Source organism: Telluria sp. GW821-FHT07G12 (assembly GCF_059418525.1).
The window spans coordinates 286,336-311,150 of record NZ_JBWKQA010000003.1; the positions used below are offsets into that span (position 1 = coordinate 286,336).

General features: G+C 65.1%; 19 protein-coding genes. 10 read left to right on the forward strand and 9 right to left on the reverse strand.

The window, feature by feature from the left end:
• Positions 1–107: 107 nt before the first annotated feature.
• The 5 genes from AC07PE_RS13855 to uraH all read right to left on the reverse strand — a co-directional run bounded on the left by AC07PE_RS13855 (position 108) and on the right by uraH (position 4,627).
• Positions 108–1,673 carry a methyl-accepting chemotaxis protein gene (locus AC07PE_RS13855; protein WP_498765309.1) on the reverse strand — a complete coding sequence of 522 codons (1,566 nt, stop codon included), beginning with the start codon at positions 1,671–1,673 and terminating at the stop codon, positions 108–110.
• 71 nt (positions 1,674–1,744) lie between these two features.
• Positions 1,745–2,152: a hypothetical protein gene (locus AC07PE_RS13860; protein WP_498765311.1), complete on the reverse strand. Its 408-nt coding sequence runs from the start codon at positions 2,150–2,152 to the stop codon at positions 1,745–1,747.
• A gap of 18 nt (positions 2,153–2,170) precedes the next feature.
• Complete coding sequence (locus AC07PE_RS13865; protein ID WP_498765313.1) at positions 2,171–3,421, reverse strand: hypothetical protein; 1,251 nt, start codon at positions 3,419–3,421, stop codon at positions 2,171–2,173.
• A gap of 241 nt (positions 3,422–3,662) precedes the next feature.
• Positions 3,663–4,220: a ClpP family protease gene (locus AC07PE_RS13870; protein WP_498765315.1), complete on the reverse strand. Its 558-nt coding sequence runs from the start codon at positions 4,218–4,220 to the stop codon at positions 3,663–3,665.
• Between the two features lie 53 nt (positions 4,221–4,273).
• Positions 4,274–4,627, reverse strand: coding sequence for a hydroxyisourate hydrolase (gene uraH / locus AC07PE_RS13875; protein ID WP_498765317.1), 354 nt, complete (start codon positions 4,625–4,627; stop codon positions 4,274–4,276).
• Between the two features lie 107 nt (positions 4,628–4,734).
• Here uraH and puuE point away from each other — a divergent pair, with 107 nt between their 5' ends.
• From puuE to AC07PE_RS13925, 10 genes are all read left to right on the forward strand, one after another.
• Positions 4,735–5,688 (forward strand): allantoinase PuuE, encoded by a 954-nt coding sequence (puuE, locus tag AC07PE_RS13880; protein ID WP_498765319.1) that lies wholly within the window; start codon positions 4,735–4,737, stop codon positions 5,686–5,688.
• A gap of 158 nt (positions 5,689–5,846) precedes the next feature.
• The gene (xdhA, locus tag AC07PE_RS13885) at positions 5,847–7,307 is read left to right on the forward strand and encodes a xanthine dehydrogenase small subunit (RefSeq protein WP_498765321.1); all 1,461 of its coding nucleotides are present in this window, start codon (positions 5,847–5,849) and stop codon (positions 7,305–7,307) included.
• A gap of 12 nt (positions 7,308–7,319) precedes the next feature.
• Entirely contained in the window at positions 7,320–9,647 is a 2,328-nt protein-coding gene (gene xdhB / locus AC07PE_RS13890; protein WP_498765323.1) for a xanthine dehydrogenase molybdopterin binding subunit, read from the forward strand.
• Between the two features lies 1 nt (position 9,648).
• Positions 9,649–10,656 carry a xanthine dehydrogenase accessory protein XdhC gene (xdhC, locus tag AC07PE_RS13895; protein ID WP_498765325.1) on the forward strand — a complete coding sequence of 336 codons (1,008 nt, stop codon included), beginning with the start codon at positions 9,649–9,651 and terminating at the stop codon, positions 10,654–10,656.
• 5 nt (positions 10,657–10,661) lie between these two features.
• Positions 10,662–11,978, forward strand: coding sequence for a guanine deaminase (gene guaD / locus AC07PE_RS13900; RefSeq protein WP_498766061.1), 1,317 nt, complete (start codon positions 10,662–10,664; stop codon positions 11,976–11,978).
• A gap of 33 nt (positions 11,979–12,011) precedes the next feature.
• Positions 12,012–13,505 (forward strand): adenosine deaminase family protein, encoded by a 1,494-nt coding sequence (locus tag AC07PE_RS13905; protein WP_498765327.1) that lies wholly within the window; start codon positions 12,012–12,014, stop codon positions 13,503–13,505.
• A 600-nt stretch (positions 13,506–14,105) separates the two neighbouring features.
• The gene (locus AC07PE_RS13910; protein ID WP_498765329.1) at positions 14,106–17,519 is read left to right on the forward strand and encodes a TonB-dependent receptor; all 3,414 of its coding nucleotides are present in this window, start codon (positions 14,106–14,108) and stop codon (positions 17,517–17,519) included.
• Between the two features lie 167 nt (positions 17,520–17,686).
• Positions 17,687–19,378, forward strand: coding sequence for a bifunctional metallophosphatase/5'-nucleotidase (locus tag AC07PE_RS13915; protein ID WP_498765331.1), 1,692 nt, complete (start codon positions 17,687–17,689; stop codon positions 19,376–19,378).
• Between the two features lie 33 nt (positions 19,379–19,411).
• Positions 19,412–20,473 (forward strand): S1/P1 nuclease, encoded by a 1,062-nt coding sequence (locus AC07PE_RS13920; protein WP_498765334.1) that lies wholly within the window; start codon positions 19,412–19,414, stop codon positions 20,471–20,473.
• Positions 20,474–20,550: 77 nt separating this feature from the next.
• Positions 20,551–21,402: a MipA/OmpV family protein gene (locus tag AC07PE_RS13925; protein WP_498765336.1), complete on the forward strand. Its 852-nt coding sequence runs from the start codon at positions 20,551–20,553 to the stop codon at positions 21,400–21,402.
• A 91-nt stretch (positions 21,403–21,493) separates the two neighbouring features.
• On the opposite strand, the gene AC07PE_RS13930 is transcribed toward AC07PE_RS13925, so the two are convergent.
• The 4 genes from AC07PE_RS13930 to AC07PE_RS13945 all read right to left on the reverse strand — a co-directional run bounded on the left by AC07PE_RS13930 (position 21,494) and on the right by AC07PE_RS13945 (position 24,814).
• The gene (locus AC07PE_RS13930) at positions 21,494–22,510 is read right to left on the reverse strand and encodes a HAMP domain-containing sensor histidine kinase (RefSeq protein ID WP_498765338.1); all 1,017 of its coding nucleotides are present in this window, start codon (positions 22,508–22,510) and stop codon (positions 21,494–21,496) included.
• Complete coding sequence (locus AC07PE_RS13935; protein WP_498765340.1) at positions 22,503–23,213, reverse strand: response regulator; 711 nt, start codon at positions 23,211–23,213, stop codon at positions 22,503–22,505. Before AC07PE_RS13935 ends, AC07PE_RS13930 begins: the two co-directional genes overlap by 8 nt.
• 14 nt (positions 23,214–23,227) lie before the next feature.
• On the reverse strand, positions 23,228–23,725 hold the full coding sequence (locus tag AC07PE_RS13940; protein WP_498765342.1) for a periplasmic heavy metal sensor: 498 nt from the start codon (positions 23,723–23,725) through the stop codon (positions 23,228–23,230).
• A gap of 123 nt (positions 23,726–23,848) precedes the next feature.
• Positions 23,849–24,814 (reverse strand): ABC transporter permease, encoded by a 966-nt coding sequence (locus AC07PE_RS13945; protein WP_498765344.1) that lies wholly within the window; start codon positions 24,812–24,814, stop codon positions 23,849–23,851.
• Between the last annotated feature and the right edge of the window lies 1 nt (position 24,815).

Consider the following 24,815-nt stretch of genomic DNA (forward strand, 5'->3'; position numbering starts at 1 on the left):
TGAAGAATCAGGAGGGGATTCGATTCTAAAGGTAAGGGGAGGGGGTTGCAAGTTTGGCTAGTACGTACAGTTTGCTACGTCATTCCCGCTTTCGCGGGAATGACGAGTTAACGAAGCGCCAGGCGCTTTTCGGCGGCAGGCGCCGCCATCGCCGGACTGCTATCCAGCTTGAACACCGCCAGCGCATTCGACAGCTGCACGGTCTGCTCGCTCAGCGACTCGGCCGCGGCCGACGCTTCCTCGACCAGCGCGGCGTTCTGCTGGGTGGTCTGGTCCATGTCGTCGATCGCGCGGCCGATCTGCTCGATGCCTTCGCTCTGGCGCTGGCCGGCTTCGCTGATCTCGGCCATGATGTCGTGCACCTTGCGCACCGAGTTGACGATCTGGTCCATCGTGGCGCCGGCTTCGTCCACCAGCGCGGTGCCGGCGGTGACCTTGGACACCGAGTCGCCGATCAGTTCCTTGATTTCCTTGGCGGCGGCGGCCGAGCGCTGGGCCAGGGTACGCACTTCGCCGGCCACGACCGCGAAGCCGCGGCCCTGTTCGCCGGCGCGGGCCGCTTCGACGGCCGCGTTCAGCGCCAGGATATTGGTCTGGAAAGCGATGCCGTCGATGACCGAAATGATGTCGACGATCTTCTTCGACGACTCGCTGATCGAGCCCATGGTCTGCACCACGTTGCCCACCACTTCGCCGCCGCGGGTGGCGATGCCGGTGGCCGTGACCACCAGTTCGTTGGCCTGGTTGGCGTTGGCGGCGTTGGTGCGCACGGTGTCGGTCAGCGATTCCATCGCGCGGGTCGTGTTGCCCAGGCTCGAGGCCTGCGACTCGGTGCGGCTGGCCAGGTCGGCGTTGCCGCTGGCGATTTCGGCGCTGGCCATCTGGATGGTCTCGCTCGATGCCTTGATCTCGGCGACCATGGTGGCCAGGCGGGCGCGCATTTCCTTCAGCGCGGCCAGCAGGCTGCCGTTGTCGCCGGCATCGAGGCGGATTTCCATCGACAGGTCGCCGGCGGCCACGCCGCGTGCGATCTCGCGCGCATATTCCGGCTCGCCGCCCAGCTGCTGCCAGATGGTGCGCACCACGAACCACGAGACCACGGCCAGGGCCAGGATCACGATCAGCGCGGTGATGACGATCGAGGTCACGACGCCGCGCACCTTCGAGGCGCTGCGTTCGATGCCGTCCTTGAATTGCTGCTGGGCCGATTCGTTGAACTTGGCGACGTCCTTGTTGAGGACGGTCAGCGCGCCCTGCATCTTGGTGACGGTGGCCTGGGCGTCGCCCTGCTCGAGTTCGAGCATGATCTTGGCGGAGGACAGCGCCGGAGCGTAGTAATCCTCGAATTCCTTGGTGAGGCGTTTGGCGTTGCTTTCCTGGCCTTCGATCTTGCCGATCTCGGTCAGGCGGCCGCGCACCTTGTTGGCTTGTTCGCCGAGTTGCTGAACGCGCGCCTTGTCGCCTTCGCTGACGGCGTCGCGCAAGCCGTTCGTGACGGCTTCGATGTCGGCAGCCAGCGCCTTGGAGGCGCCCAGGGCCGGGAAGTCGACGCTTTCGGTCATGTGGATGGAGTTCAGGGCGCCGGTCGCGATGCTCGCGCTGACGGCCACGCCCAGGCCGAAAATGATGGTCGAGATGACTGGTAGTGCCCAAATCCTGCGCTTGATGCTCATGCTGCCGTGTCTCCTGAAAATGAACACACCCGCGCCCGGGAAAACACCGGGGCGCGGGTGTGTGGATCGCCTTATTGGGCGCTGTAGATCACCTTGACAGAGCCGTCGACTGCGCTCTTCTCGATGTAGCCGATGGCCTTCGGATCGGCCGCCACCGCCTTCTTGACGGCGGCGCTGTCGCCAACTTCCTTCGGCATCGTGGCCTTGCCGGTGAACACCAGCTTGGACCACAGGGACTTGACCTGGGATGCGTCCTTGTCCGTCACCTTCTTGTAGAACTCGCCGCGGATGGCGGCGCTTTCCGGCTGGTCGACCGGGGTCATCGCGGACGATTTACCCAGGAAGAAGGCAGCGACCTGGTCCTTGGTCATGCTGGACTCGGCGGCCTTCGGATTGACGACCACGACCACTTCGGCCATGGCCGGCAGGGCCAGCGCCAGCACGGCGCCGGCGAATGCTGTTTTGATCAGTGCTTTCATCTGTGTTCTCCTTGTGCCTTAGAACACGAAGTCGACGGCGACGGAGCCGACGGTGACCGGGCCCTTGAAGCCGGCTTGCGGCGCCAGGAACAGGCCGTTGCCGTTCTGCGGACGCACGCGGTCGATCTGTGCCTTCAGGGCCACCGAGCGGTAGAAGTCCCAGCGCACGCCGATCGAGTCGGTGGTCTGTTCGCCCTGGCCGATGCCGCTGTTCTTCAGGCTGTTGACGCCGGCCGACAGGGCGGCCATGGTCGGGGTGCACGCCGCCGGGTAGCCGGCAGGGCAGGCCTTCGGAATGGTGTTAGTCGGCACGCTGTCGATCTTCAGTTCCGAGTGGATGTAGAAGGGCAGGACCTTGCCGAAGCGGTAGCCGGCCATCGCGTACCAGGCGCTGGTGTCGTTGATGTAGGCGTCGACCTTGCGCTTTGCGTACTCGGTCTGGACGACGATGTTGTTCCAGTCCAGGGCCAGGCCGGCCGAGGTGAACGAGGCTTTCTTCTTGTTCAGCTCGAGGTCGCCGGCCAGCTGGGTCAGCTGCGGGAACTTGTAGCCGGCGCCTGCGTTACGCAGGTTGGTGAACAGGCCGTTCAGGGAAGCCGAGGTGTGCATCGACATCTTGGCGTCGGCGCGGCCGAAACGCAGGGTCACCGGGCCGTGCTCGGCGACCAGGTTCAGGGCGCTCAGCTGGCGCGCTTCGACGGTGTTGCCGCCGGACAGGTGGCCATCGGTGCTGCCGTAGGCGAGCTGGGCGGTAACGGTGGTGTCGCCGAAGCCGTGCTGCCAAGTGATGTCGGCGCCATCGATGCTGCTGAACGGCACCTGCGAATACAGCTCGACCGGCGGACGCAGGAAGGTGTTGGCATAGCCGACGTTGCGGTAGTCGGAGATCATGAAGACCGGCAGGCCGATACGGCCGGCGCGCACGCTCAGCTCGTCATTGATCTTGGCCTTGGCGAAGGCCCACGACAGCTCGGCGCCAAAGTCGTCCTCGGCATCCTTGCGCACCAGGCCCTGGCCGGTCACGGACAGCCAGCTGTTGATGGCGTAATCGGCCTGCAGGCCGAGGTTGGAATCGACGCCGGTGGTGACGTCCTTCTTGGCGCCGGTGGCCTGGTTCGGACGGCCGAATTCGGCCTGGTCGCTGTTGGTCCAGGTCAGGGCGCCGGTGCCGAAGCCGCTGATGCGCACGCCGGTGTTTTCCTGGGCGTAAGCGGTGGAGACGGCCAGAGGCAAGGCGAGCAGAGTCGCCGCGATGATGCGTTTGTTCATGGGATTAGCCTACAAAGTTCCTACTGCGGATGAATGGTTCTTGTTATGCGAGGAGTCGGTGGCGAGGATTAGGCCACGGCGTATGTCCTGTAATCAATTGTAGGCATACAGCATTTTTTGCCGCAAGGAAAATAGATATTCACCAATTGTCACGATGACTTTCGGTAATTTTCTGTTGTACCAAACAGACATGGACTCATGTCCGTATAACTAAAAGATATTGAACATCGGAGGGAGGAGGTCAGTTCCACCAGTGCGAGGTGGTGCCGGCTTCGGGCAGGCGGGCCTGGCGCGCGGCGTGGACGATGCCGGCCTCGACGGCCTGGTCGGCCGTGTAGATGCGCGAGCTGCCTGTGAGGTAGCCGCGGATGTCGTGCGCCGATTTGGCGCCGCGCGTGGCTTCCTCGAAGATGGCGGCGTAGCGCTCGGCGTCGAAGTCGAGGCAGTCGCGCCATTCCGAGATGCGGGCGTGGTCGGCCGCCACCAGGTTGCCGAAGCCCCAGTGCAGCGGGTGGATCAGGAAGCGGGTGCCGGGACAGGCGTAGCGCTTCTGGCCGGCCAGGAAGATCGCGACGCCGACCGATTCGACGCTGCCGACGTTCCAGGTGGTGAGGGGGAGGGGAAGCGACTTGAGGAAGTAGTACAGGGCGAAGCCGGCCGTCATGTTGCCGCCTTCGGTGGACATGTGCAGTTCGATCTCGCTGGCGCCGCTCTGCAGGGCTTGCAGGCACAGGTTGCGCACCGTGCAGGCGGACGTGGCGTTGATGGGGCCGATGAAATGAACGACGTGCAAACTCATGCTTTCTCCCTCATGTCGGGGCTAGCATAGCAAGTTTTGCGATTTCGCCTTGTTCAGCTGCCCCGGTAGGTGGAATAGGACCAGGGCGTGACCACCAGCGGCACGTGGTAGTTCTGGCTGGGGTCGGCCACGCCGAAGGCGATGGTCACGCGGTCGATGAAGCGCGGGGAGGGGAGCGCGACGCCCTGGGCCGCGAAATAGTCGCCGGCCGCGAACACCAGCTCGTACTGGCCGGCTTTCAGTTGTTCCCCTTCCAGCAAGGGTGCGTTGCAACGGCCGTCGCTGTTGGTGGCGTCCTGCTTGATCAGGCTGCGCTGGCCGCCCTCGACCGCATACAGTTCCAGCTTGACGCCGGCGCCCGGCTTGCCCTGCGCGGTGTCGAGCACGTGGGTGCTGAGTTTTCCCATGGTTCTTCCTATATGTCACACCTGAATTCGGCTATGCGGACGATGATATACCTTTGTGCTTCTTGCAATATAAGATGGGGGATATACCTGACATCCTGCGAGCACCCATGAGTAACTACGACAATTACCCGCGCGACCTGATCGGCTACGGCCGCACGCCTCCCCATCCGCAATGGCCGGGCCAGGCCCGGGTCGCCCTGCAGTTCGTGCTCAACTACGAAGAGGGCGGGGAGAACAATGTGCTGCATGGCGATGCGAATTCGGAGACTTTTCTCTCCGAAATCATAGGGGCGCAAGCCTTCCCCATGCGCCACATGAGCATGGAATCGCTCTACGAATACGGTTCGCGCGCAGGGCTGTGGCGCGTATTGCGCATCTTCGAAGAGCGCAAGCTGCCGCTGACGGTGTTCGGGGTGGCGATGGCGCTCAAGCGCAATCCGGAAGCGGTGGCCGCCTTCCGCGAGCTGGGCCACGAGATCGCCTGCCACGGCCTGCGCTGGATCTCCTACCAGAACGTCGACGAAGCGCTTGAACGCGCCCACATGAAGGAAGCGGTCGACATCATCCGCGAGCTCACCGGCGAAGCGCCGCAAGGCTGGTACACGGGCCGCGATTCGCCCAACACCCGGCGCCTGGTGCTCGAGCACGGCGGCTTCGTCTACGATGCCGACCATTACGGCGACGATCTGCCCTTCTGGACCGAAGTCGAGTTCACGGACGCGAACGGCTGGCATGCCAAGCGCCAGCACCTGGTGGTGCCCTACACGCTGGACACCAATGACATGCGCTTCGCGGCCATGCAGGGTTTCAATTCCGGGACGCAGTTCTTCGACTATCTGAAGGATGCCTTCGACGTGCTGTACGCAGAAGGGGATCCGAACGGGCTGAACCAGCCGAAGATGCTGTCGATCGGGCTGCACTGCCGCATCGTCGGGCGGCCGGCGAGGGCGGCGGCACTGGCCAGGTTCCTGGATTATGTGCAGACGCATCAGCATGTGTGGATTACCAGGCGGATCGATATTGCGAGACACTGGGAATCGGAGCACCCTTTCGTAAAATAAAACTAAAGCCGTCATTCCCGCCTGCGCGGGAAGTCATTTTCGGCAATGCCGGGAATGACAGCTTATGGGACTTTGATGATATTCAAAATCATCGACTGATGATATGTAGCGCCCCCTCCGGTGTTAATCTCGCACGCTGGGTTAAATCCGAGGCAACAATGTCAACACCGATCCGATTCTTCTACCGCGGGGCCGTTCAGGAAGTCAGCAACGCCTCCCCCACGCAGACCGTCCTGCAGCACCTGCGGGAAGACCTGCATTGCACTGGCACCAAGGAAGGCTGTGCCGAGGGCGATTGCGGCGCCTGCACCGTGGTGATCGGATCGCTGGAAAATGGCCAGCTCGAGATGAAGGCGGTGAATTCCTGTATCCAGTTCACGCCGACCCTGGACGGCAAGGCCTTGTTCACCGTGGAAGACCTGGCGCAGGGCGGCAAGCTGCATCCCGTGCAGGAGGCGCTGGTCGAATGCCACGGCTCGCAGTGCGGCTTCTGCACGCCCGGCTTCGCGATGTCGCTGTGGGGCATGTACCTGAAAACCGAAGCTTGCCCCTCGCGCCGCGAGATCGACGACACCCTGTCCGGCAACCTGTGCCGCTGCACCGGCTACCGTCCCATCATCGATGCCGCGCGCCGCATGACGGAACTGCCGCGCGTGGACTTCGACCGCGAGGCCCTGGCGGCTACCCTGCGCGGCCTGCAGCACGAAGCTGGCACCGTGTATATCGCCCAGGGCCAGACCTTCCACGCCCCGCGCACCGTCGACGAACTGGTGGCGGCCCGCGCCGCCCATCCGCAAGCCGTGCTGCTGGCCGGGTCGACCGACGTCGGCCTGTGGGTCACCAAGCAGATGCGCGAGCTCACCGACATCATCTACCTCGGCCACGTCGAGGAACTGAAAGCCGTGCGCGAGCACAAGGGCTTGCTCGAAGTCGGCGCCGGCGTCACGCTGAACGACGCTTACGCCGCCATCTGCGCGCGCTATCCGGAACTGGCCGAACTGTGGCAGCGCTTCGCGTCGCTGCCGATCCGGAATGCCGGCACCCTGGGCGGCAACGTCGCCAACGGTTCGCCGATCGGTGACTCGATGCCCTGGCTGATCGCCTTGAAAGCCGCCATCGTGCTGCGCGGTCCCGAGGGCGAGCGCAGCATGCCGCTGGACGACTTCTATCTCGGCTACCAGCAGAAGGATTTGAAAGCCGGCGAATTCGTCCAGGCGCTGCGGATTCCGCTGCCGCGCAAGGACATCGCCTTCCGCACCTATAAACTGGCGAAGCGCTTCGACCAAGATATCTCGGCCGTGTGCGCCGCGTTTGCCATTGAACTCGACGGCGGCATCGTGAAGCAGGCGCGCATCGCTTTCGGCGGCATGGCCGCGACTCCGAAACGCGCCGCGCTGGCCGAAGCGGCATTGAACGGACGCGCCTGGGACGAAGCAGCGATGAAGGACGCGATGGCCGCGCTGGCGCAGGACTATGCGCCGCTGAGCGACATGCGCGCCTCGAACAGCTACCGCATGCAGGGCGCGCAAAACCTGCTGCGCCGCTTCTGGCTCGAAACGCGGCTCGAAAACCCGCTGCCGGCCGACGCCGTCAACGTATTCGCGCAACTGAGCGCCTGAGGAGACCGGACCATGAACGATATGAGCGCACCGGAACTGAAGACGGCGGCGTGGACCGCGGTCGGCGTCTCGAAGGCCCACGAATCGGCGCGCCTGCACGTGCTGGGGCAGGCCGATTACACGGACGATATCGCCGAGGTCCGCGGCACCCTGCACGCGGCGCTGGGCCTGTCCAGCAAGGCGCACGCGAAGATCCTGGCGATCGACCTGGATGGGGTGCGCGCCAGCCGCGGCGTGGTCGCGGTCTACACGGCCCAGGACATCCCCGGCACCAACGATTGCGGCCCCATCATCCACGACGACCCGATCCTGGCCGATGGCCTGGTCCAGTACGTGGGCCAGCCGGTCTTCATCGTCGTCGCGGACAGCCACGACAACGCGCGCCGCGCCGCGAAGAAGGGCGTGGTCAGCTATGAGGAACTGCCGGCCATCCTGACCCCGCAGGCCGCACGCAAGGCCCAGTCCTATGTGCTGCCGCCGATGCGCCTGGCGCGCGGCGATGCGCAGGCGGCCTTCGAACGCGCCCCGCACACCGTGAAGGGCGAGCTGCACGTCGGCGGCCAGGAACAGTTCTACCTCGAAGGCCAGATCGCCTACGCCATCCCGCAGGAAAACGATGGGCTCTTGGTGCAGTGCTCGACCCAGCACCCGAGCGAGATGCAGCACGTGGTCGCGCACGCGCTGGGCCTGCATTCCCACCACGTGGTGGTCGAGTGCCGGCGCATGGGCGGCGGCTTCGGCGGCAAGGAATCGCAGTCGGCGCTGTGGGCGGCGGCGGCGGCCATCAGCGCAAAGCTGACGGGCCGCGCCGTGAAACTGCGCGCCGACCGCGACGACGACATGCTGGTCACCGGCAAGCGCCACTGCTTCCACTACGAATACGAAGTCGGCTACGACGACGAAGGACGCATCGTGGCGGCGAAGGTCGACATGGTCTCGCGCGCCGGCTACTCGGCCGACCTGTCCGGCCCCGTCGCCACGCGCGCGGTCTGCCACTTCGACAATACCTATTACCTGTCCGACGTCGACATCCGCGCCGCCTGCGGCAAGACGAACACGCAGTCGAACACCGCCTTCCGCGGCTTCGGCGGCCCGCAGGGCGCGATCGCGATGGAGTATTTGCTGGACGAGATCGCGCGCAATCTGGGCCGCGATGCGCTCGACATCCGCAAGCTGAATTTCTACGGTAAGGAAGAGCGCAATGTCACGCCCTACGGCCAGGTCATCGTCGACAACATGATCCACGAGCTGGTCGACGAGCTGGAAGCCAGCGCCGAATACCGTACGCGCCGCGCAGCCATCGACGCCTTCAACGCAAGCAGCCCGGTGCTGAAGAAGGGCCTGGCGCTCACGCCCGTGAAATTCGGCATCGCCTTCAACGTCACCCACCTGAACCAGGCGGGCGCGCTGGTGCACGTCTACGTGGACGGTTCCATCCTGGTCAACCACGGCGGCACCGAGATGGGGCAGGGCGTCAACACCAAGGTGATGCAGGTGGTGGCGCACGAGCTGGGCGTGGACTTGCAGCGCGTGCGCATCACCGCCACCAATACCAGCAAGGTCGCGAATACCTCGGCCACCGCGGCCTCCACCGGCGCGGACCTGAACGGCAAGGCGGCCCAGGACGCGGCGCGCCAGATCCGCGAGCGCCTGGCCGCCTTTGCGGTCAAGCTGCACGGCGGCGCGGCCGACGAAGTGCGCTTCGCGGACGACACCGTGTTCGTGAATGGCGTCGAAGTCCCGTTCGGCGAGCTGGTGGCGAAAGCCTATCTGGCGCGCACCCAGCTGTGGTCGGACGGCTACTACGCCACCCCGGGCCTGTCCTGGGATGCCAAGACCATGACCGGCCGCCCCTTCTCCTATTTCGCTTACGGCGCCGCGGTGTCGGAAGTGATCGTCGATACCCTCACCGGCGAATGGAAGCTGCTGCGCGCCGATGCGCTCTACGACGCCGGCAAATCGCTGAACCCGGCCATCGACATCGGCCAGGTCGAAGGCGCCTTCATCCAGGGCATGGGCTGGCTGACCACCGAGGAGCTGTGGTGGAACGACGGCGGCAAGCTCATGACGCACGCGCCGTCCACTTATAAGATCCCGGCGGTGTCGGACTGCCCGGAAGACTTCCGCGTGCGACTGTTCGAGAACCGCAACGTCGAGGATTCGATCCACCGCTCGAAGGCCGTGGGCGAGCCGCCGCTGCTGTTGCCCTTCTCCGTGTTCTTCGCGATCCGCGACGCCATCTCCAGCGTGGGCGATCACAAGGTCAATCCGCCGCTGAATGCGCCGGCGACTTGCGAAGCCATCCTCAGGGCCGTCGCCGCGGTCGAAGCAGGCGCCTGAGATGGAAGACTGGCTGTCCGTAGCGGCATCCGATGCCGGGCTCCATGCCGCGCCCAAGGTGCTGGTCACCGTCGCCGCGGTCGAGGGCTCGGTGCCGCGCGAACCCGGCGCCAGGATGCTGGTCGACGCCACGCGCCAGTGGGGCACGGTCGGCGGCGGCCACCTGGAGCTGCGCGGCTGCGAGACGGCGCGCGCCATGCTGGCAAAGGGCGAAGCCCGCCGCCTGGAACGCTTCCCGCTCGGCCCCAGCCTTGGCCAGTGCTGCGGCGGGGTGGTGCAGCTGGCTTTCGAACTGCTCGATGCCGGCCACGCAAAGCTGCTGGCCGGGCGCACGGATGAAGACAGCTGGCGCCTGGTCGCCCTGGACGGCGCCCCCGAGCGAGCCCTGTTCGACGCGCGCGGACAACACATCGACGGCGATGCGGCCCCGGCCTTTACACGCACGCAAGGCACCCATATCATGCGCGGTCCCGACGAACGGCGCTGGCTGGTCGACAAGGTCGAAGCGCCGCAGGATCACCTGATGCTGTTCGGCGCCGGCCACGTGGGCGCGGCCATCGTGCGCGCCCTGGCGGATCTGCCTTGCCGCGTGACCTGGGTCGACGAGCGCGAGGACCTGTTCCCCGCGCAGCTGCCGGCCAATGTCGCGGTCGAAGCGACCGATACCCCGGAAGCCTTGGCGGAACAGGCCCCATCGGGCACCAGCTTCCTCGTCATGACACACAGCCATGCGCTCGACCAGCGCCTGGCCGAAGCGATCCTCAAGCGCCCGGACTTCGCCGACGACTGGTTCGGACTGATCGGATCGCAAACCAAACGCAAGCAGTTCGAGCACCGCCTGCGCGACCGCGGCATCGACCATGCGCGCCTCGAGGCCATGGTTTGCCCGATCGGGGTGCCCGGCATCGAAGGCAAGGCGCCGGCCGTGATCGCCGTCGCCGTGGCCGCGCAGTTGCTGATGGTGTGGGAAGCCCGCACCGCTACCAAAGCTTCAACAGGAATAATCTAATGTCGATGGACACCCAGAACCTGCAGGCCTACCGAGCGAGCCTGCTGCATTTTCACGCCGATCCGGCCTTTGCCGAAGACGCCTACGCCTGGCATGCGGACGGCCTGCTGATCGTCGAGAACGGCCACGTCAAGGCGGCCGGCGACTACGCGCAGCTGGCGTCCAGCCTGCCGGCGGGCGTCAACGTCGTGGACTATCGCGGCAAGATCATCGTGCCCGGCTTCATCGACACCCACCTGCATTTCCCGCAGACCGACATGATCGCCTCGCCGGCGCCTGGCCTGCTGCCGTGGCTGGAGAACTTCACCTTCCCGACCGAGCGCCAGTTCGGCGATCCTGCGCATGCGCGCGCGACCGCCGATTTCTTCCTCGACGAGCTGCTGCGCAACGGCACCACCACGGCCATGGTCTACTGCACCGTGCACAAGGAATCGGTGGACGCGCTGTTCGAGGCCAGCACCGCCCGCAACTTGCGCATGGGCGGCGGCAAGGTGCTGATGGACCGCCACTGCCCGGACTTTTTGCAGGACACCGCCGATCTGCGCGAGAGCGAGGACCTGATCAAGCGCTGGCACAACGGTGGGAAGAACGGCGGTAGAAGCATGTACGCGATCACCCCGCGCTTCGCCCCGACCTCGACCGAAGCCCAGCTGGCCGCCACCGGCGAGCTGGCGCGCGCCTACCCGGACACCTTCATCCAGACCCACGTCTCGGAAAACCAGGACGAGTGCAAGTGGGTGGGCGAGCTGTTCCCGCAGCGGCGCAGCTACCTGGACGTCTACGACCACTACGGCCTGATGCGCCCGCGCGCCATGTACGGCCACTGCATCTGGCTGGACGATGCCGACTTCGCGCGCATGGCGGAAAGCGGCTCGGCGATTTCCCACTGCCCGACCTCGAACCTGTTCCTGGGCAGCGGCCTGTTCGACATCGCGCGCGCCGACAACGCGGGCGCCCTGGTCTCGCTGGGCACGGACGTGGGGGCGGGCACCTCGTTCTCCTTGTTGCAAACCATGAATGAAGCGTATAAAGTTGCGCGACTGAAAGGCAGCTACCTCCCGGCCCTGCGCATGTTTTATCTGGCCACGCTGGGCGCCGCGCGCAGCATGCAGCTCGAAGGCACGATCGGGAACTTCGCGCCCGGCGTCGAGGCCGACTTCATCGTCCTCGACCCCAAGGCCACGCCGCTGCTGGAGCGCCGCACCGCGCACAGCAATACGCTCGAGGAGACCCTGTTCGCGCTGGCCCTGCTGGGCGACGACCGCGCCATCCGCGCCACCTACGCGGCCGGCAAGCTCGTCCACGAGCGGACGCTGCCCTGACGACCGACCCTGGAACAGCCACGAGACCATCGCATGCAGAAGACATTTAGCAGCAGCCTCCTGATCGCCGCAGCCGCCCTGGCCGCCGCGAATGCCGGCGCGCGCCCGAACGCCGCCAACGCCAACGAGGCCGCCACCGCGCGCCACTATGCGGCGCTGATCGCGGGCAGCGAGCCGAAGACGGCCGAGCTGACCATGTTCTTCACCCAGATGCCCAAGGGCGGCGACCTGCACCATCACTATTCGGGCGCGATCTACGCCGAGACCTATGTCGACTTCCTCGACAAGCAGGGCTTCTGCGTCGACAAGCAGACCTACAAGATCGAAACGAAGCAGGCGACCGTGGAATCCGAGCGCGCCAAGCCGGCCAAGGAGCGCAACTGCCTGGGCACCGCGGACGTCTACGCCGACGACTTCACCTACCGCGAGCTGCTGCAGCGCTGGTCGAGCAAGGATTTCACCAACCACGGCGCGCTGCAGGCGCCGCCGGACCGCCAGTTCTTCCAGACCTTCGGCTACTTCGGCCCCGTCTCGAACGCCAACTTCCATGAAGGCCTGGTCGAGATCAAGGAACGCGCCATCCGCGAGAACGTCGCCTACATCGAGACCATGTTCAAGATGTCGCCGTTCGTCGTCAATAAAGAGTTCGATACCCAGGCCTGGCAAAACGCAAAGGACGACAAGGCCTTCGAAGCCCAGATGCGCGCCTGGATGGCCCAGCTGGACCAGGACCAGAAGTTCAACCAGTCCATCGCCGACTTCACGGCCAAGATCGACGAAGCCGCCGCCGGCATCGACGACGAGCGCTTCACCATGCGCTACCAGACCTATGTGCTGCGCCTGCTGAACCCGTCCCAGGTGTTTTCCTCGATGCTGGCCGGCTTCAAGGCGGCAAAGGCGGACAGCAAGATCGTCGGCGTCAACATCGTCGGCCAGGAAAGCCAGATGGTCTCGATGCGCGACTACACGCTGCACATGAAGATGTTCCGCTTCCTGAAGTCGGTCTACCCGGACGTCAAGGTGGCGCTGCACGCCGGCGAGCTGGCCCTGGGCGACGTCCCGCCGGAAGACCTGCAATTCCACATCGACGAAGCCCTGAACCTGGCCGGCGCCGACCGCATCGGACACGGCATCGACCTGGCCCACGAAACGAATGCCGCAGCCATCATGCAGCGCATGCGCGACAAGGACATCCCGGTCGAGATCAACCTGACCTCGAACGGCTTCATCAATGGCGTGAAAGGGGAGAACCACCCGGTCACCCTGTACCGCAAGTACGGCGTGCCCTACGTGATCTCGACCGACGACGCCGGCGTGACCCGGCATAACCTGGCCAACGAGTACGTGCTGTTCGCCAGCCGCTACAAGCCGAGCTATGCGGAGGTCAAGAAAGCGTCCTATAACAGCATCCGTTATTCCTTCCTGGACGCGGCCGGCAAGGCGCGGCTGACGAAGCAGCTGGATGAGCGTTTTATGAAATTCGAAGCGGAAGTTGCCGGCCTCGGGAAGCTCGCTGCCAAGCCCTGAACCTCCGCTGATTTTCAATCCGTCGCCCCCGCGAAGTGCGGGCTCAGGTGTTATTTGCGTCAAGACGGCGCAAGCAAACCTGAGTCCTCGTTTTGCGGGGGCGAGGCCGTTTACGGCTGTATTTATCCGCAAATATGCATATGCTTATGCTATTGGCTGTGGTCAACTAGCTACAAATTTCGCAGATTCTAGAAGCCTTTGCCCAAAAAACAAGCGAAACAATTTTTCTACAAACCGCCTCCCTTATAATCCCGCCGTATGCTTTTCCTAGGGGAAACGTACTCCGCACGCGGATTTCTGCCGGTTTTTTCGGCAACTTAGTCGCGCAAGCTATAAATTTTCAAGAGAAAACGTATTTGTCAGGTTTTCCAGCTTCATGCATATTGGTCTTTTATTAACCAATTTCAAGACGATGCTGGCAACTTCTGGCTGTAACGTCCAGGAAATAATTGACCGCTAGAATCGCGTGCGCTGCCTTTTGCGCAAGTTGTACGGAATACATGAACGACGGCGATATGCGGTCGGTCTTTAGGGTTGCAGTACTGTGAGAGAGGGAACTTCGGTTCTCTTATAACTATTAGTCTTTTTGGGGTTAATCCAATGATCTATCAAAAACGGATCCAGCTGACCAAGCTGGCGCTGGCTTTGTCGATTGCTCTGGCGGGCGCACCGGCGCTGGCACAGAACACCACTTCGGCAGTCGGCGGTCGCGTCACGAGCCCGGACGGCAAGCCTGCCGCTGGCGCCGCGGTGCAAATCATCCACACCGAGTCCGGTTCGGTCAGCAACGTCACTACCGACGCTGAAGGCCGCTACGTTGCACGCGGCCTGCGTACCGGCGGTCCGTACACGATCATTATCACGAAGAACGGCGTGACCGAGAAACGTGACGGCATCTACCTGGAGCTGGCCGAGACCGCTTCTGTGGACGCGACCATCGGCGCGCCGATGCAGACCGTGACCGTTGCCGGCAACCGTGCACGCGCCGACATCTTCAACCGCAACAACATGGGTGCGGGCACCTCGATCAGCAACGCCGAGCTGCAGACCCAGGCGTCGATCAACCGCAACCTGCAGGACTTCGCACGCGCCGACCCCCGCGTGTCGCAGACCGACAAGGAACGCGGCGAAATGTCCGTCGCCGGCCAGAACTCGCGCTTCAACTCGATGACCGTCGACGGCGTCGCCATCAACGACACCTTCGGCCTGGAAGCCAGCGGCACCCCTACCGCGCGCCAGCCGATCTCGATCGAAGCCATCCAGTCGGTGCAGGTCAACGTCGCCAACTACGACGTGACCCAGAAGGGCTACACCGGCGGTAACATCAACGCTGTTACCAAGTCCGGTACCAACAACTGGAAGGGCGGCCTCTACTACGTCTACCGCGACGACAACCTGGTCGGCAAGCGCTACAACATCTCCGCCGATACCTACAGCGACGCGCCGAGCTTCACCGAAACCACCAAGGGCGTGTGGGCCAGCGGCCCGATCATCAAGGACAAGCTGTTCTTCTACGCCCTGAGCGAAGAAACCAGCTCGAGCCGCGCAGCACCGGACTTCGGCTACATCGGCCAGGGCACCGGCAGCACCGTCGGCATCACCCGCAACGAAATCGACCAGGTCCGCAACACTGCCAAGAGCGTCTACGGCGTCGACCTCGGCAACACCGTGTCGGGCGGCAGCGAGCTGAGCTCGCGCGAGCAGATGTTCAAGGTCGACTGGAACATCAACGAAAACCACCGCGCCAACCTGCGTATCCAGCGTACCTCGCAGTCGGAACCGCAGTACCCGAGCTTCTCGACCTCCGGCATCTCGCTGAGCTCCTTCCTGTACACCCAGAAGAAGGACATCCAGACCTACGTCGCCCAGGTCTTCTCGGACTGGACCCCGACCTTCTCGACCGAGTTCAAGGCCTCCAAGCGTGACTACGACTCGGTGCCGAAGAACAACGCGCGCCTGCCGACCCTGGGCTTCCAGTTCAGCGGCCCGCTGCCGTCGGACGCACCGTCGGGCACCGGCACCGGTAACCGCTTCCTGAACGCCGGCACCGAAAACTCGCGTCAGCAGAACGTGCTGGGTACCCGTACCCAGGACTACTACGGCGGCGCCAACTGGACCCTCGGCGACCACGAAATCAAGTTCGGTGCCGACTACCAGAAGAACAAGATCTACAACGCGTTCCTGCAGAACGTGTACGGTAACTACACCTTCGCCTGCGACAACAACTTCACCTACAATTCGATCGGCTCGAGCACGATCAACTGCGGCACCGCGTCGCTGGCCACGATCGAAGCGGCAGTGCTGGAGAACTTCCGCCGCGGCCGTCCGACCTCGTACACCCTGCAGAGCGCCGCGCCGGGCTTCACCCTGAACGACGCGATCGCCCAGTTCTCGATGGAGAACACCGGCCTGTTCCTGCAGGACACCTGGACCATCAACCGCAACCTGACCATCAACTACGGCGTGCGCGTCGACCAGGTGGGCGTGGGCTCGCGTCCGCCGGCAAACGCCGCCGTGGCCGCTGCAACCGTTGCCGGCGTCAACGGCGGTCGCCAGACCGGTGGTTTCGGCCGTGACAACACCGTCACCCCGGACGGCACCAAGCTGTTCCAGCCGCGCTTCGGCTTCAACTACCGCTTCGACACCCAGCGCATGATGCAAGTGCGCGGCGGCGCAGGCCTGTTCCAGGGCGCGGCCATGAGCGTGTGGCTGGCCAACCCGTACCAGAACGCCGGTATCGCCACCCGCACCATCACCTGCTCGGGCTCGGCCGCAACCCGCTGCCCGAACGTGGACGGCACCTTCAGCACCAACGTCGACGCACAGAAGATCGTGACCGGCTCGACCCCGACCGCCAACGTCGACCTGCTGGATGCAGGCCTGCGTCAGCCGTCGACCTGGAAAGCCAACCTGGCGTTCGAAACCGAACTGCCATGGTTTGGCATGGTCGCCGGAGCCGAGGCGCTGTACTTGAAGGTCAAGAACGGCCTGACCTACCAGAACCTGAACCTGGGCGCGTCGACCGGACGCGGCACCGACGGTCGTGAGCTGTACTACACCGCCAACGGCGGCCTGCTGCAGAAGTGCTGGAACGTGGGTAACAACTCGGTCAGCGTTGCTTCGGGTTGCACCAACACCGCCAAGGCGCTGAGCAACGCGTCCTTCGGTAACGTCCTGATGGCCACCAGCACCGACAAGGGCGAAAGCCGTGTCGAAACCGTGTCGCTGAAGTACCCGATGACCAAAGGCTTCGGCTGGACCGTGTCGGCTACCCACACCTATGCGACCGAAGTCTCGAACCTGACCTCGTCGACCTCGAGCTCGAACTACGGCGCCCGCGCCTCGTTCAACCCGAACGAAGACGTGGCCGCGAACTCGGCTTACCTGGTGAAGAACCGTATCAACAGCAACGTGAGCTTCGAGAAGGCCTTCCTGGCCGGCTACAAGACCCGCTTCGGCCTGTTCTACGAAGGCCGTACCGGCAAGCCGTTCAGCTGGACCTACAAGAACGACCTGAACGGCGACGGCATCAGCAACAACGACCTGATGTACATCCCGAAAGCCTTCGGTTCGGGTGAAGTCGTGTTCGCAGGCGATACCGCGACCAGCCACGCCAACGAGCAGCGCTTCTGGGACGTCGTCAACGCCAACAAGGCGCTGAAGAACGCCGCCGGTGGCGTCGTGAGCCGCTACAGCGACTTCTCGCCGTGGACCAACAGCTTCGACCTGAAGATCAGCCAGGAAATCCCAGGCATGTTCGCTCGTAACAAGGGCCGTATCGACTTCGACATCTTCAACGTCGGCAACCTGCTGAACAAGAAGTGGGGTCACATCAACGAGATCGCGTTCTTCTCGAACGGTGGCCAGAACCGCGGCTTCGTCGACTACGCCGGTCTGGATGCACAGGGCCGTTACGTGTACGCCGTGCGCAGCACCGTGGACAACTACGTGATCCGCCAGACCAAGGGCGAATCGCAGTGGTCGGCACAGGTCACCCTGCACTACGACTTCTAATTTCCTGATTTCGTAAGCAGATGGTCATGACGGCCGGTGGAGACACCGGCCGTTTTTCTTTTTATGGAAGCGTGGTTTTTGCGGTCCCGTAAAGACCCGCGATGGGCGTATTACATGCAATAATCGCTCGCTTGCAAGCCCCGGTAACAAGATAAGGTAATCGTTTCATGACCGTTTTTCGTCCTGCCCTGACCGCACTCGCTTCGAGCCTTTTGCTGGCTGCTTGCGCCGGCGCGCCCGCCACCAAGCCGGGTGGTCCCGTCGAACTCAACCTCGTTGCCATCAACGATTTTCACGGCAACCTGGAGCCGAGCAAGTACACCTACACGCCGGCAGGCAGCGACAAGAAGCTGACCATCCAGGCCGGCGGCATCGACGTGCTGAAAGGCGCGCTCGATACCTTCCGCAAGGAAGACAAGGACCTGCTGTTCGTTGCCGCCGGTGACCTGATCGGCGCCAGCCCGGCGATGTCCTCGATGTTCGCGGACGAGCCCAGTATCGAAGCAATGAACCGTATGGGCCTGGTCGCGAGCTCGCTGGGCAACCACGAGTTCGACCAGGGCAGCAAGGAACTGCTGCGCCAGCAGCACGGCGGCTGCGATTCGCCGCGTCCGGGCAAGGCCTGCCAGATCGCGAAGGACTTCCGCGGCGCCGGTTTCACTTACCTGGCCACCAACGTGGTCGATGCGCAGAGCGGCAAGAACCTGGTGCCCGGCTGGCGTGTCGTCGACGTCAAGGGCGTCAAGGTCGGCCTGGTCGGCGCGGTGCTGAAGGACACGCCGTCGGTGGCGGTGGCGTCCGCGATCAAGGGCCTGTCCTTCCTCGACGAGGCGGAATCGATCAACAAGGTGCTGCCGGAGATGCGCGCCGCGGGCGCCAAGGTGTTCGTGGTCCTGATCCACGAAGGCGGCCACACCGGCGAAGCCTTCGACAAGACTTACTGCGACGGTCTCGAAGGCCCGATCGTCGGCATCGTGAAAAAGCTCGACCCGGCGATCCGCCTGGTCATCACCGGCCACTCGCACAAGGGTTACCTGTGCAAGGTCGATGGCAGGGTCGTGACCCAGGCCGACTATGCCGGCCACGTGCTCTCGCGCATCAAGATGCAGGTCGATGCGGACAGCGGCCGCGTCGACGACATCCAGGTCCGCAACGTGGTGATGGCGCCGGACGCGTTCACCCCGGACGCGCAGCTGAGCGCCTACCTGCGCGACGTGCGCGCGCGCAGCACCGCCGAACTGGCCAAGCCGGTCGCACGCATCGCCGCGCCCAACGTCGCCCGCAAGGAAGGCGAGTCGGGCGAATCGGCGCTGGGCGACGTGATCGCCGATGCGGTCGTCGCCGCCACCCGCGGCCAGGGCGTGCAGCTCGGCTTCATGAACCCGGGCGGCATCCGCAAGGACCTGGAAGCGGGCGAGGGCGGGGTGGTCAGCTTCGGCCAGGCCCAGGCCGTCCTACCGTTCGGGAATACCCTGGTGATCCTGGACCTGACGGGCGCCCAGCTGCGCACCATGCTCGAACAGCAGTGGGACCGCCCGGAGAAGGACCAGTACATGCTGCAGGTGTCGCGCGGCTTGTCCTATGCCTGGGACAGCACGCGCCCGGTGGGCCAGCGCCTGGTACCGGGCAGCCTGAAGGTGGACGGCAAGCCGGTCGATGAGAATAAAACCTATCGCATCGTGGCGAACAACTTCCTGGCCGACGGCGGCGATAATTTCCCGGTACTGGCCAAGGGCGTCAACCGCCAGGACACGGGCATGCGCGACCTCGACGCCCTGATCGCCTATCTGAAGCAGAACCCCGATACCGGCGCGACTTCGCTGGCCGCGCCCCAGCCCCGAATCAATAAAGTGCGCTGACCTTTGAACAATGAACCGCAACAAGGAACGAACATGAAAAAACTCGCTTGTGTACTCGCGCTGGCAGGCGCTTTTGCTTCGACCGACGCGCTCGCCTGGGGCAACGATGGCCACCGCGCGGTCGGCGCCATCGCCGACAAGCTGCTCAAGGGCAGCAAGGCCGAACAGCAGATCAAGGCCATCCTGCTGCCGGGCGAAACCCTGGAATCGGTCGCCAACTGGCCGGACTGCGTGAAGGGCACCTATTGCGGCCCGCAGAGCCAGGACATGGTCGAGTACGTGAACGCAAACCCGAAGCACAGCGAGTACCACTATACCGACGTGCCGTTCCAGCTGGACCACTACCATGACGGCGCCGCCGGCACCGCCGACGACGACATCGTGCAGACCCTGAAGCAGGCGATCGCCGTCCTGCAGGGCAAGGACACGCCGGCCACCAACCCGCACAAGTTCACCCCGCGCCAGGCCCTGATCCTGATCACCCACATGACCGGCGACATCCACCAGCCGCTGCACGTGGGCGCGGCCTTCGTCAGCAAAGATGGCAAGTTCGTGGTCCCGAAGACCAAGGCCGAGATCGACGAAACCGCCGTCTTCGATTCGCGCGGTGGCAACAACTTCCTGCTGGACGACGAAAAGCTCACTGGCCTGGTCGCCAAACTGTCCGACGTGATTCCGCCGGAAGAGGCGAAGCCGCTCAAGGAAGGCGTGCCCAAGGCGCTGACCAAGCCTTTCCACTCCTACTGGGACAGCACCACCGTCAACTACGCCTTCCGCCGCATCCAGACCAAGACCCCGGAAAAGTTCGCGCAGGCCGCAATCGATTCCAAGCCGGCGATTGCTTCAGCCACCGGCGACCTCGCTACCTGGCCTTACCAGTGGGCGGACGACGCGCTGGCGGTGTCGAAGCAGGCTTTCGACGGTGTCACCGTCGGCAAGATCACCCCGCAGGTCAGCAAGAAGGGCGAGACCTACTACACCTGGAGCCTGGAAGTGCCGCAGAACTACCCGGTGCCGAGTTCGGCGATTGCCAAGACCCAGCTGATCAAGGGTGGGTATCACCTGGCGCAGCTGCTGCAGGCCATCTACAAGTAAAACGTTCTCGTGGGCACCCCGTGCCCACGATGCGATGCAAGCGCCATTCGCACGTCGGTGCCATTAGAATGGCGCCCATGCGCAAATTATCCATTCTCGCCTTCACAGGCACCTTCCTCCTGCCCACCCTCGCCGCCGCCCAGGTCGAACGCGTCGAACCCATCGACCGCAGCCTGCCCCTGTGGGAAGCCGGCATCGGCGCCGCCGGTTTCAGCACACCGGCCTATCCCGGGTCGTCGGATCGCTCGAACCGCGGCCTGGTCCTGCCTTTCGTGATCTACCGCGGCAAGGTCTTCCGCGCCGACCAGAACGGCGTCGGCGCACGTTTGCTGAACACCGACAAGCTCGAATTCGATATCGGCTTTTCGGGTTCGCTGCCGGCGCATTCGGACGATGTCGAAGCGCGGCGCGGCATGCCGGACCTGGGCACGCTGCTGGAATTCGGACCGCGCGTGAAATACAAGTTTGCCGACCTGGGCGAGCAGGGGAGGTTGCGCTTCGACCTGCCGCTGCGCGCCGTGATCGAGGCGAGGGGAGGGCTGCGGCGCCAGGGCTGGACCATGGAGCCGCGCCTGGTGTGGGAAAAGCGCGATGAGGCCGCGCGCTGGACCATGGATGCCCAGCTGGGCGCCGTGTTCGGCGACCGCCGCGTCAACCATTATTTCTACGAAGTCGAGCCGCAGTACGCGACGGCGGCGCGTCCCGCCTACCGCGCCGACGCCGGCCTGATGCTGGTGCGCACCGGCGTGGGCGGCAGCCTGCGCCTGAACCAGGACCTGCGCCTGTTCAGTTCATTGCGTTACGAGCTGTATTCGGGAGCGGCCAACAAGGACAGTCCGCTGATGCGCAAGTCGAGCGGCGTGTCGGCCTTCGTTGGGCTGGTGTGGACCTTCGCGCGTTCGCAGGAGCGCGCCCGCGCGGCGGAATAAATGAGAATCGTGGGCTCGCAAATCAGTCCCCCGGACTGATTTGCCCCACCCTACGAATCGCGGTAGGGTGGGCACCCCGTGCCCACGACTGTCAGCACCGACGCGGCAGGGTGACGCGCAAACAGGCGCCTGCGCCGCTCGCGAGGCATACCGCATCGCCGCCATGCCGGCGCGCGATCTGGCGCACCAGGGCCAGGCCGAGGCCGACGCCGCCCGCCGCTTCGCTGGCGCCGGCAAGCCGGTAGAAAGCTTCGAAGATGTGTTCGCGCTCCGCATCGGGAATGCCCGGACCGCCATCGCAAACGTCCAGGCACAGCGCACCGCCGGCCTGCGCGAGCCGCACCTCGATCGGGGTGCCGGCGCCGTAGCGCACCGCATTCTCGAGCAGGTTGCGCACCATCCGGCGCAGCAGTTTCGGTTCGCCCGCCAGGCACAGCGGCTGCGCCTCCAGTGCCGCATTCGCGCGTGCGCATTCCTCGGCCACGATGCCGGTGAAATCGACGTCTTCCAGACAGCGCGCCGCCGGGCTGGCCGCGTCGAGGCGGCTGGCGAGCAGCACTTCGTCGATCAGCTGGTCGAGTTCCGCGACGTTGCGCCGCAGTTCGGCACCGATGGCCGGCGGCGCGTGCTCCCCCATCAATTCGGCCGCCATGCGGATGCGGGCCAGCGGGGAGCGCAGTTCGTGCGAGGCGTTCGCCAGAAGCGACTTCTGTGCCGCGACCAGCGACTCGATGCGTGCGGCCGCATCGTTGAAGCTGGCGGCGAGCCGCGCGATCTCGTCGCCGCCCTCGACCGCGACGCGGGTCGCGAACTGTCCCTCGCCCCAGGCCTGGACGCTGTCCTGCAGCCGTTCCAGGCGCCGGGTCAGGCGCCGCACCACGGGATAGGCGCCGATTGCCACCACGACGCCAATCACGGCCAGCATCGCGCCCAGACCGATCAGGTGCGAGCCCGGCCCGCGCAGGGCCAGGCCGGCGCGCGCCGGATCGAAGTGCTGGTGTGCCAGGCCAAACAGGACCATGGCCACCAGCAGGCTGGCCAGCAAGGCCAGGTAGACGCGCACGTACAGGCGCCGTGCGGCGGGGATGCGCGGCAAGGCTTCAGGCATCCTGCACCCGGGCGAACACGTAGCCGGCGCCGCGCACGGTCACAATGCGGCGCGGCTGCTTGACGTCGTCCTCGATGGCGGCGCGCAGGCGGCCGATGTGGACGTCGATCGAACGGTCGAAGGGATCGGAGATCTCGCCCTTGACCGCGTCGATGAGCTGTTCGCGCGACAGCACGCGGCCGGCCCGCTCGGCCATGACGACCAGCAGGTCGAACTGGTAAGCGGTGAGGGGGCGCGCCACGCCGTCGAGCCGCACGGCGCGCGCGCCGGGATCGATCTCGAGGCGGCCGAAGCGCAGCACCGGCGGCGCTTCGCTCGCCAGTGGCGGACGCCGCAGCACTGCGCGCAGGCGCGCCAGCAGTTCGCGCGGCTCGAATGGCTTGGGTAGATAGTCGTCGGCGCCGATCTCGAGGCCGAGCACGCGATCGAAGGGATCGCCTTTCGCGGTCAGCATCACGATGGGCAGTGCGCGCACAGGGGCGTCGAGCGCGCGCAGCTGGCGGCACACGTCCAGGCCATCGGCATCCGGCAGCATCAGGTCGAGCAGGACCAGGGCGAAAGCCGCGCCGTCCTGCCGCAGCAAGGCCAGGCCTTCCTGCGCGCTGGCCGCGTGCCGCACCGCGAAACCGTGCGGCGCGAGATAAGCGGCGACCATGCCGGCCAGCCGCTCGTCGTCTTCGATCATCAGGACTTGATGGAGCATGAAGGCATCATACCTCAAGGCATGGGCATGCCCAGATGCCCGGCGCACCTGGCCCGCTGTTCCGGCGTGAGCTGCTCGGCGGCGTCTTCCACCGCCGCCAGCACACGCCGGCTCATGAGGTCCACGCGCTGTATCTGCCCGGCGCGCCACTGCTCGAGCGCGGCGCGGTCGAGCACGGGCGCCATCAGCAGCGCATGCCCGCGCGCGTGGTCCGCGCCGAACTGCGCGTGCGCCGTGCGCAGCTCGTCGACGGCGCCGTTGGCAATCGCGGCCAGCCGCGTCTTCTGATCGGCGCTGGCGTCGGCGGCGCAGTGCTCGATCATCTGGTCGATGTGCGTTTTCATCGCCGCCGGGCTCATCGCCGTGTGGCCGTGATGGCCGTGCAGGGCAGGCAGTCCCTTGGCGTAGCTGGCGCAGGCGGCGCCGACCGCCACGGTCATTGCCGCTGCGATGGCCCAGCGGCGCCGGCGGGCGGCGGTGTGGGACGGATCGGTGTGGTTGGGGATGTTCATCGGTAGCCCTTGTCTGAGTGGATGGAGGGTTCCACTGTAGGGCCGCCGTTTTGCCGGCTTGTGTGTGCCGGGTAAAGATTTGTAAAGCCCGCGGACCGTGTGGGTCCGCGGACAGGATGCGGATCAGCGCGACTTGACGAAGGGCTTGCCGATCGCCTTCGGCGCCACCGACTTGGCCATCAGGCCGGCCAGCACGACGACGGTGACGACGTAGGGAATCATCTGGATCAGCGAGCCCGGGATGCGGCCGACCACCGGCAGGTCGACGCCTTCGAGCTGGATCTGGATCGCGCCGAACAGGCCGAACATCAGGCAGCCCAGCACGGTGTGCAGCGGACGCCAGTTGCCGAACACGAGGGCGGTCAGGGCCAGGTAGCCGGCGCCGGCCGACATGTCGCGCAGGAAGAAGCCGCTCTGGACGATCGCCAGGTAGGCGCCCGAGAAGGAGCACAGCACGCCGGCCACCAGCATCGCCAGATAGCGGGTACGTTCCACCGAGACGCCGGCGGCGTCGGCCGCGTGCGGGTTCTCGCCGCAGGCGCGCAGGCGCAGGCCGAAGCGGCTGTGGTAGACCACCCAGTGCACCACCGGCACCAGCAGGAACGCCAGGTAGACCAGCACCGACTGGCCGCCGATCACGTGGCCGTACAGCCAGCCGATGACGGGGATGCCGTCCAGGGCCGCGGTGCCGGGGAAGACGACGTCGCTCAGGCGCGCGCCGCCCAGGTCCGGCGTGCGGCCGCCCTGCTGGAAGAAGAACTGGGCCAGCACGAAGGTCAGGCCGCTCATCGCGATGTTGATGGCGATGCCGCAGACCAGCTGGTTGCCCTTCTGGGTGATAGCGACGAAAGCCTGGATCATGGCCAGGGCGCTCGATACGGCCACGCCGGCGAGGATGCCGTACCACGGGTTCTGGGTCGTGTACGCGACCGCGGCGGAGACGAAGGCCGAGGCCAGGATCTTGCCTTCCAGGCCGATGTCGACCACGCCGCTGCGTTCGGCGAACAGGCCGGCCATCGCGGCGAACATCAGCACCGGCGCATTGCGGATCGTCGAGACGACGATGCTGGCGAGATGAAGGTCTTCCATT

Excerpts from the sequence above, each read along its gene's own strand:
- AC07PE_RS13855 (WP_498765309.1), bottom strand. The coding sequence starts at position 1,673 with ATGAGCATCAAGCGCAGGATTTGGGCACTACCAGTCATCTCGACCATC.
- AC07PE_RS13860 (WP_498765311.1), bottom strand. The coding sequence starts at position 2,152 with ATGAAAGCACTGATCAAAACAGCATTCGCCGGCGCCGTGCTGGCGCTG.
- AC07PE_RS13865 (WP_498765313.1), bottom strand. The coding sequence starts at position 3,421 with ATGAACAAACGCATCATCGCGGCGACTCTGCTCGCCTTGCCTCTGGCC.
- AC07PE_RS13870 (WP_498765315.1), bottom strand. The coding sequence starts at position 4,220 with ATGAGTTTGCACGTCGTTCATTTCATCGGCCCCATCAACGCCACGTCC.
- uraH (WP_498765317.1), bottom strand. The coding sequence starts at position 4,627 with ATGGGAAAACTCAGCACCCACGTGCTCGACACCGCGCAGGGCAAGCCG.
- puuE (WP_498765319.1), top strand. The coding sequence starts at position 4,735 with ATGAGTAACTACGACAATTACCCGCGCGACCTGATCGGCTACGGCCGC.
- xdhA (WP_498765321.1), top strand. The coding sequence starts at position 5,847 with ATGTCAACACCGATCCGATTCTTCTACCGCGGGGCCGTTCAGGAAGTC.
- xdhB (WP_498765323.1), top strand. The coding sequence starts at position 7,320 with ATGAACGATATGAGCGCACCGGAACTGAAGACGGCGGCGTGGACCGCG.
- xdhC (WP_498765325.1), top strand. The coding sequence starts at position 9,649 with ATGGAAGACTGGCTGTCCGTAGCGGCATCCGATGCCGGGCTCCATGCC.
- guaD (WP_498766061.1), top strand. The coding sequence starts at position 10,662 with ATGGACACCCAGAACCTGCAGGCCTACCGAGCGAGCCTGCTGCATTTT.
- AC07PE_RS13905 (WP_498765327.1), top strand. The coding sequence starts at position 12,012 with ATGCAGAAGACATTTAGCAGCAGCCTCCTGATCGCCGCAGCCGCCCTG.
- AC07PE_RS13910 (WP_498765329.1), top strand. The coding sequence starts at position 14,106 with ATGATCTATCAAAAACGGATCCAGCTGACCAAGCTGGCGCTGGCTTTG.
- AC07PE_RS13915 (WP_498765331.1), top strand. The coding sequence starts at position 17,687 with ATGACCGTTTTTCGTCCTGCCCTGACCGCACTCGCTTCGAGCCTTTTG.
- AC07PE_RS13920 (WP_498765334.1), top strand. The coding sequence starts at position 19,412 with ATGAAAAAACTCGCTTGTGTACTCGCGCTGGCAGGCGCTTTTGCTTCG.
- AC07PE_RS13925 (WP_498765336.1), top strand. The coding sequence starts at position 20,551 with ATGCGCAAATTATCCATTCTCGCCTTCACAGGCACCTTCCTCCTGCCC.
- AC07PE_RS13930 (WP_498765338.1), bottom strand. The coding sequence starts at position 22,510 with ATGCCTGAAGCCTTGCCGCGCATCCCCGCCGCACGGCGCCTGTACGTG.
- AC07PE_RS13935 (WP_498765340.1), bottom strand. The coding sequence starts at position 23,213 with ATGCTCCATCAAGTCCTGATGATCGAAGACGACGAGCGGCTGGCCGGC.
- AC07PE_RS13940 (WP_498765342.1), bottom strand. The coding sequence starts at position 23,725 with ATGAACATCCCCAACCACACCGATCCGTCCCACACCGCCGCCCGCCGG.
- AC07PE_RS13945 (WP_498765344.1), bottom strand. The coding sequence starts at position 24,814 with ATGGAAGACCTTCATCTCGCCAGCATCGTCGTCTCGACGATCCGCAAT.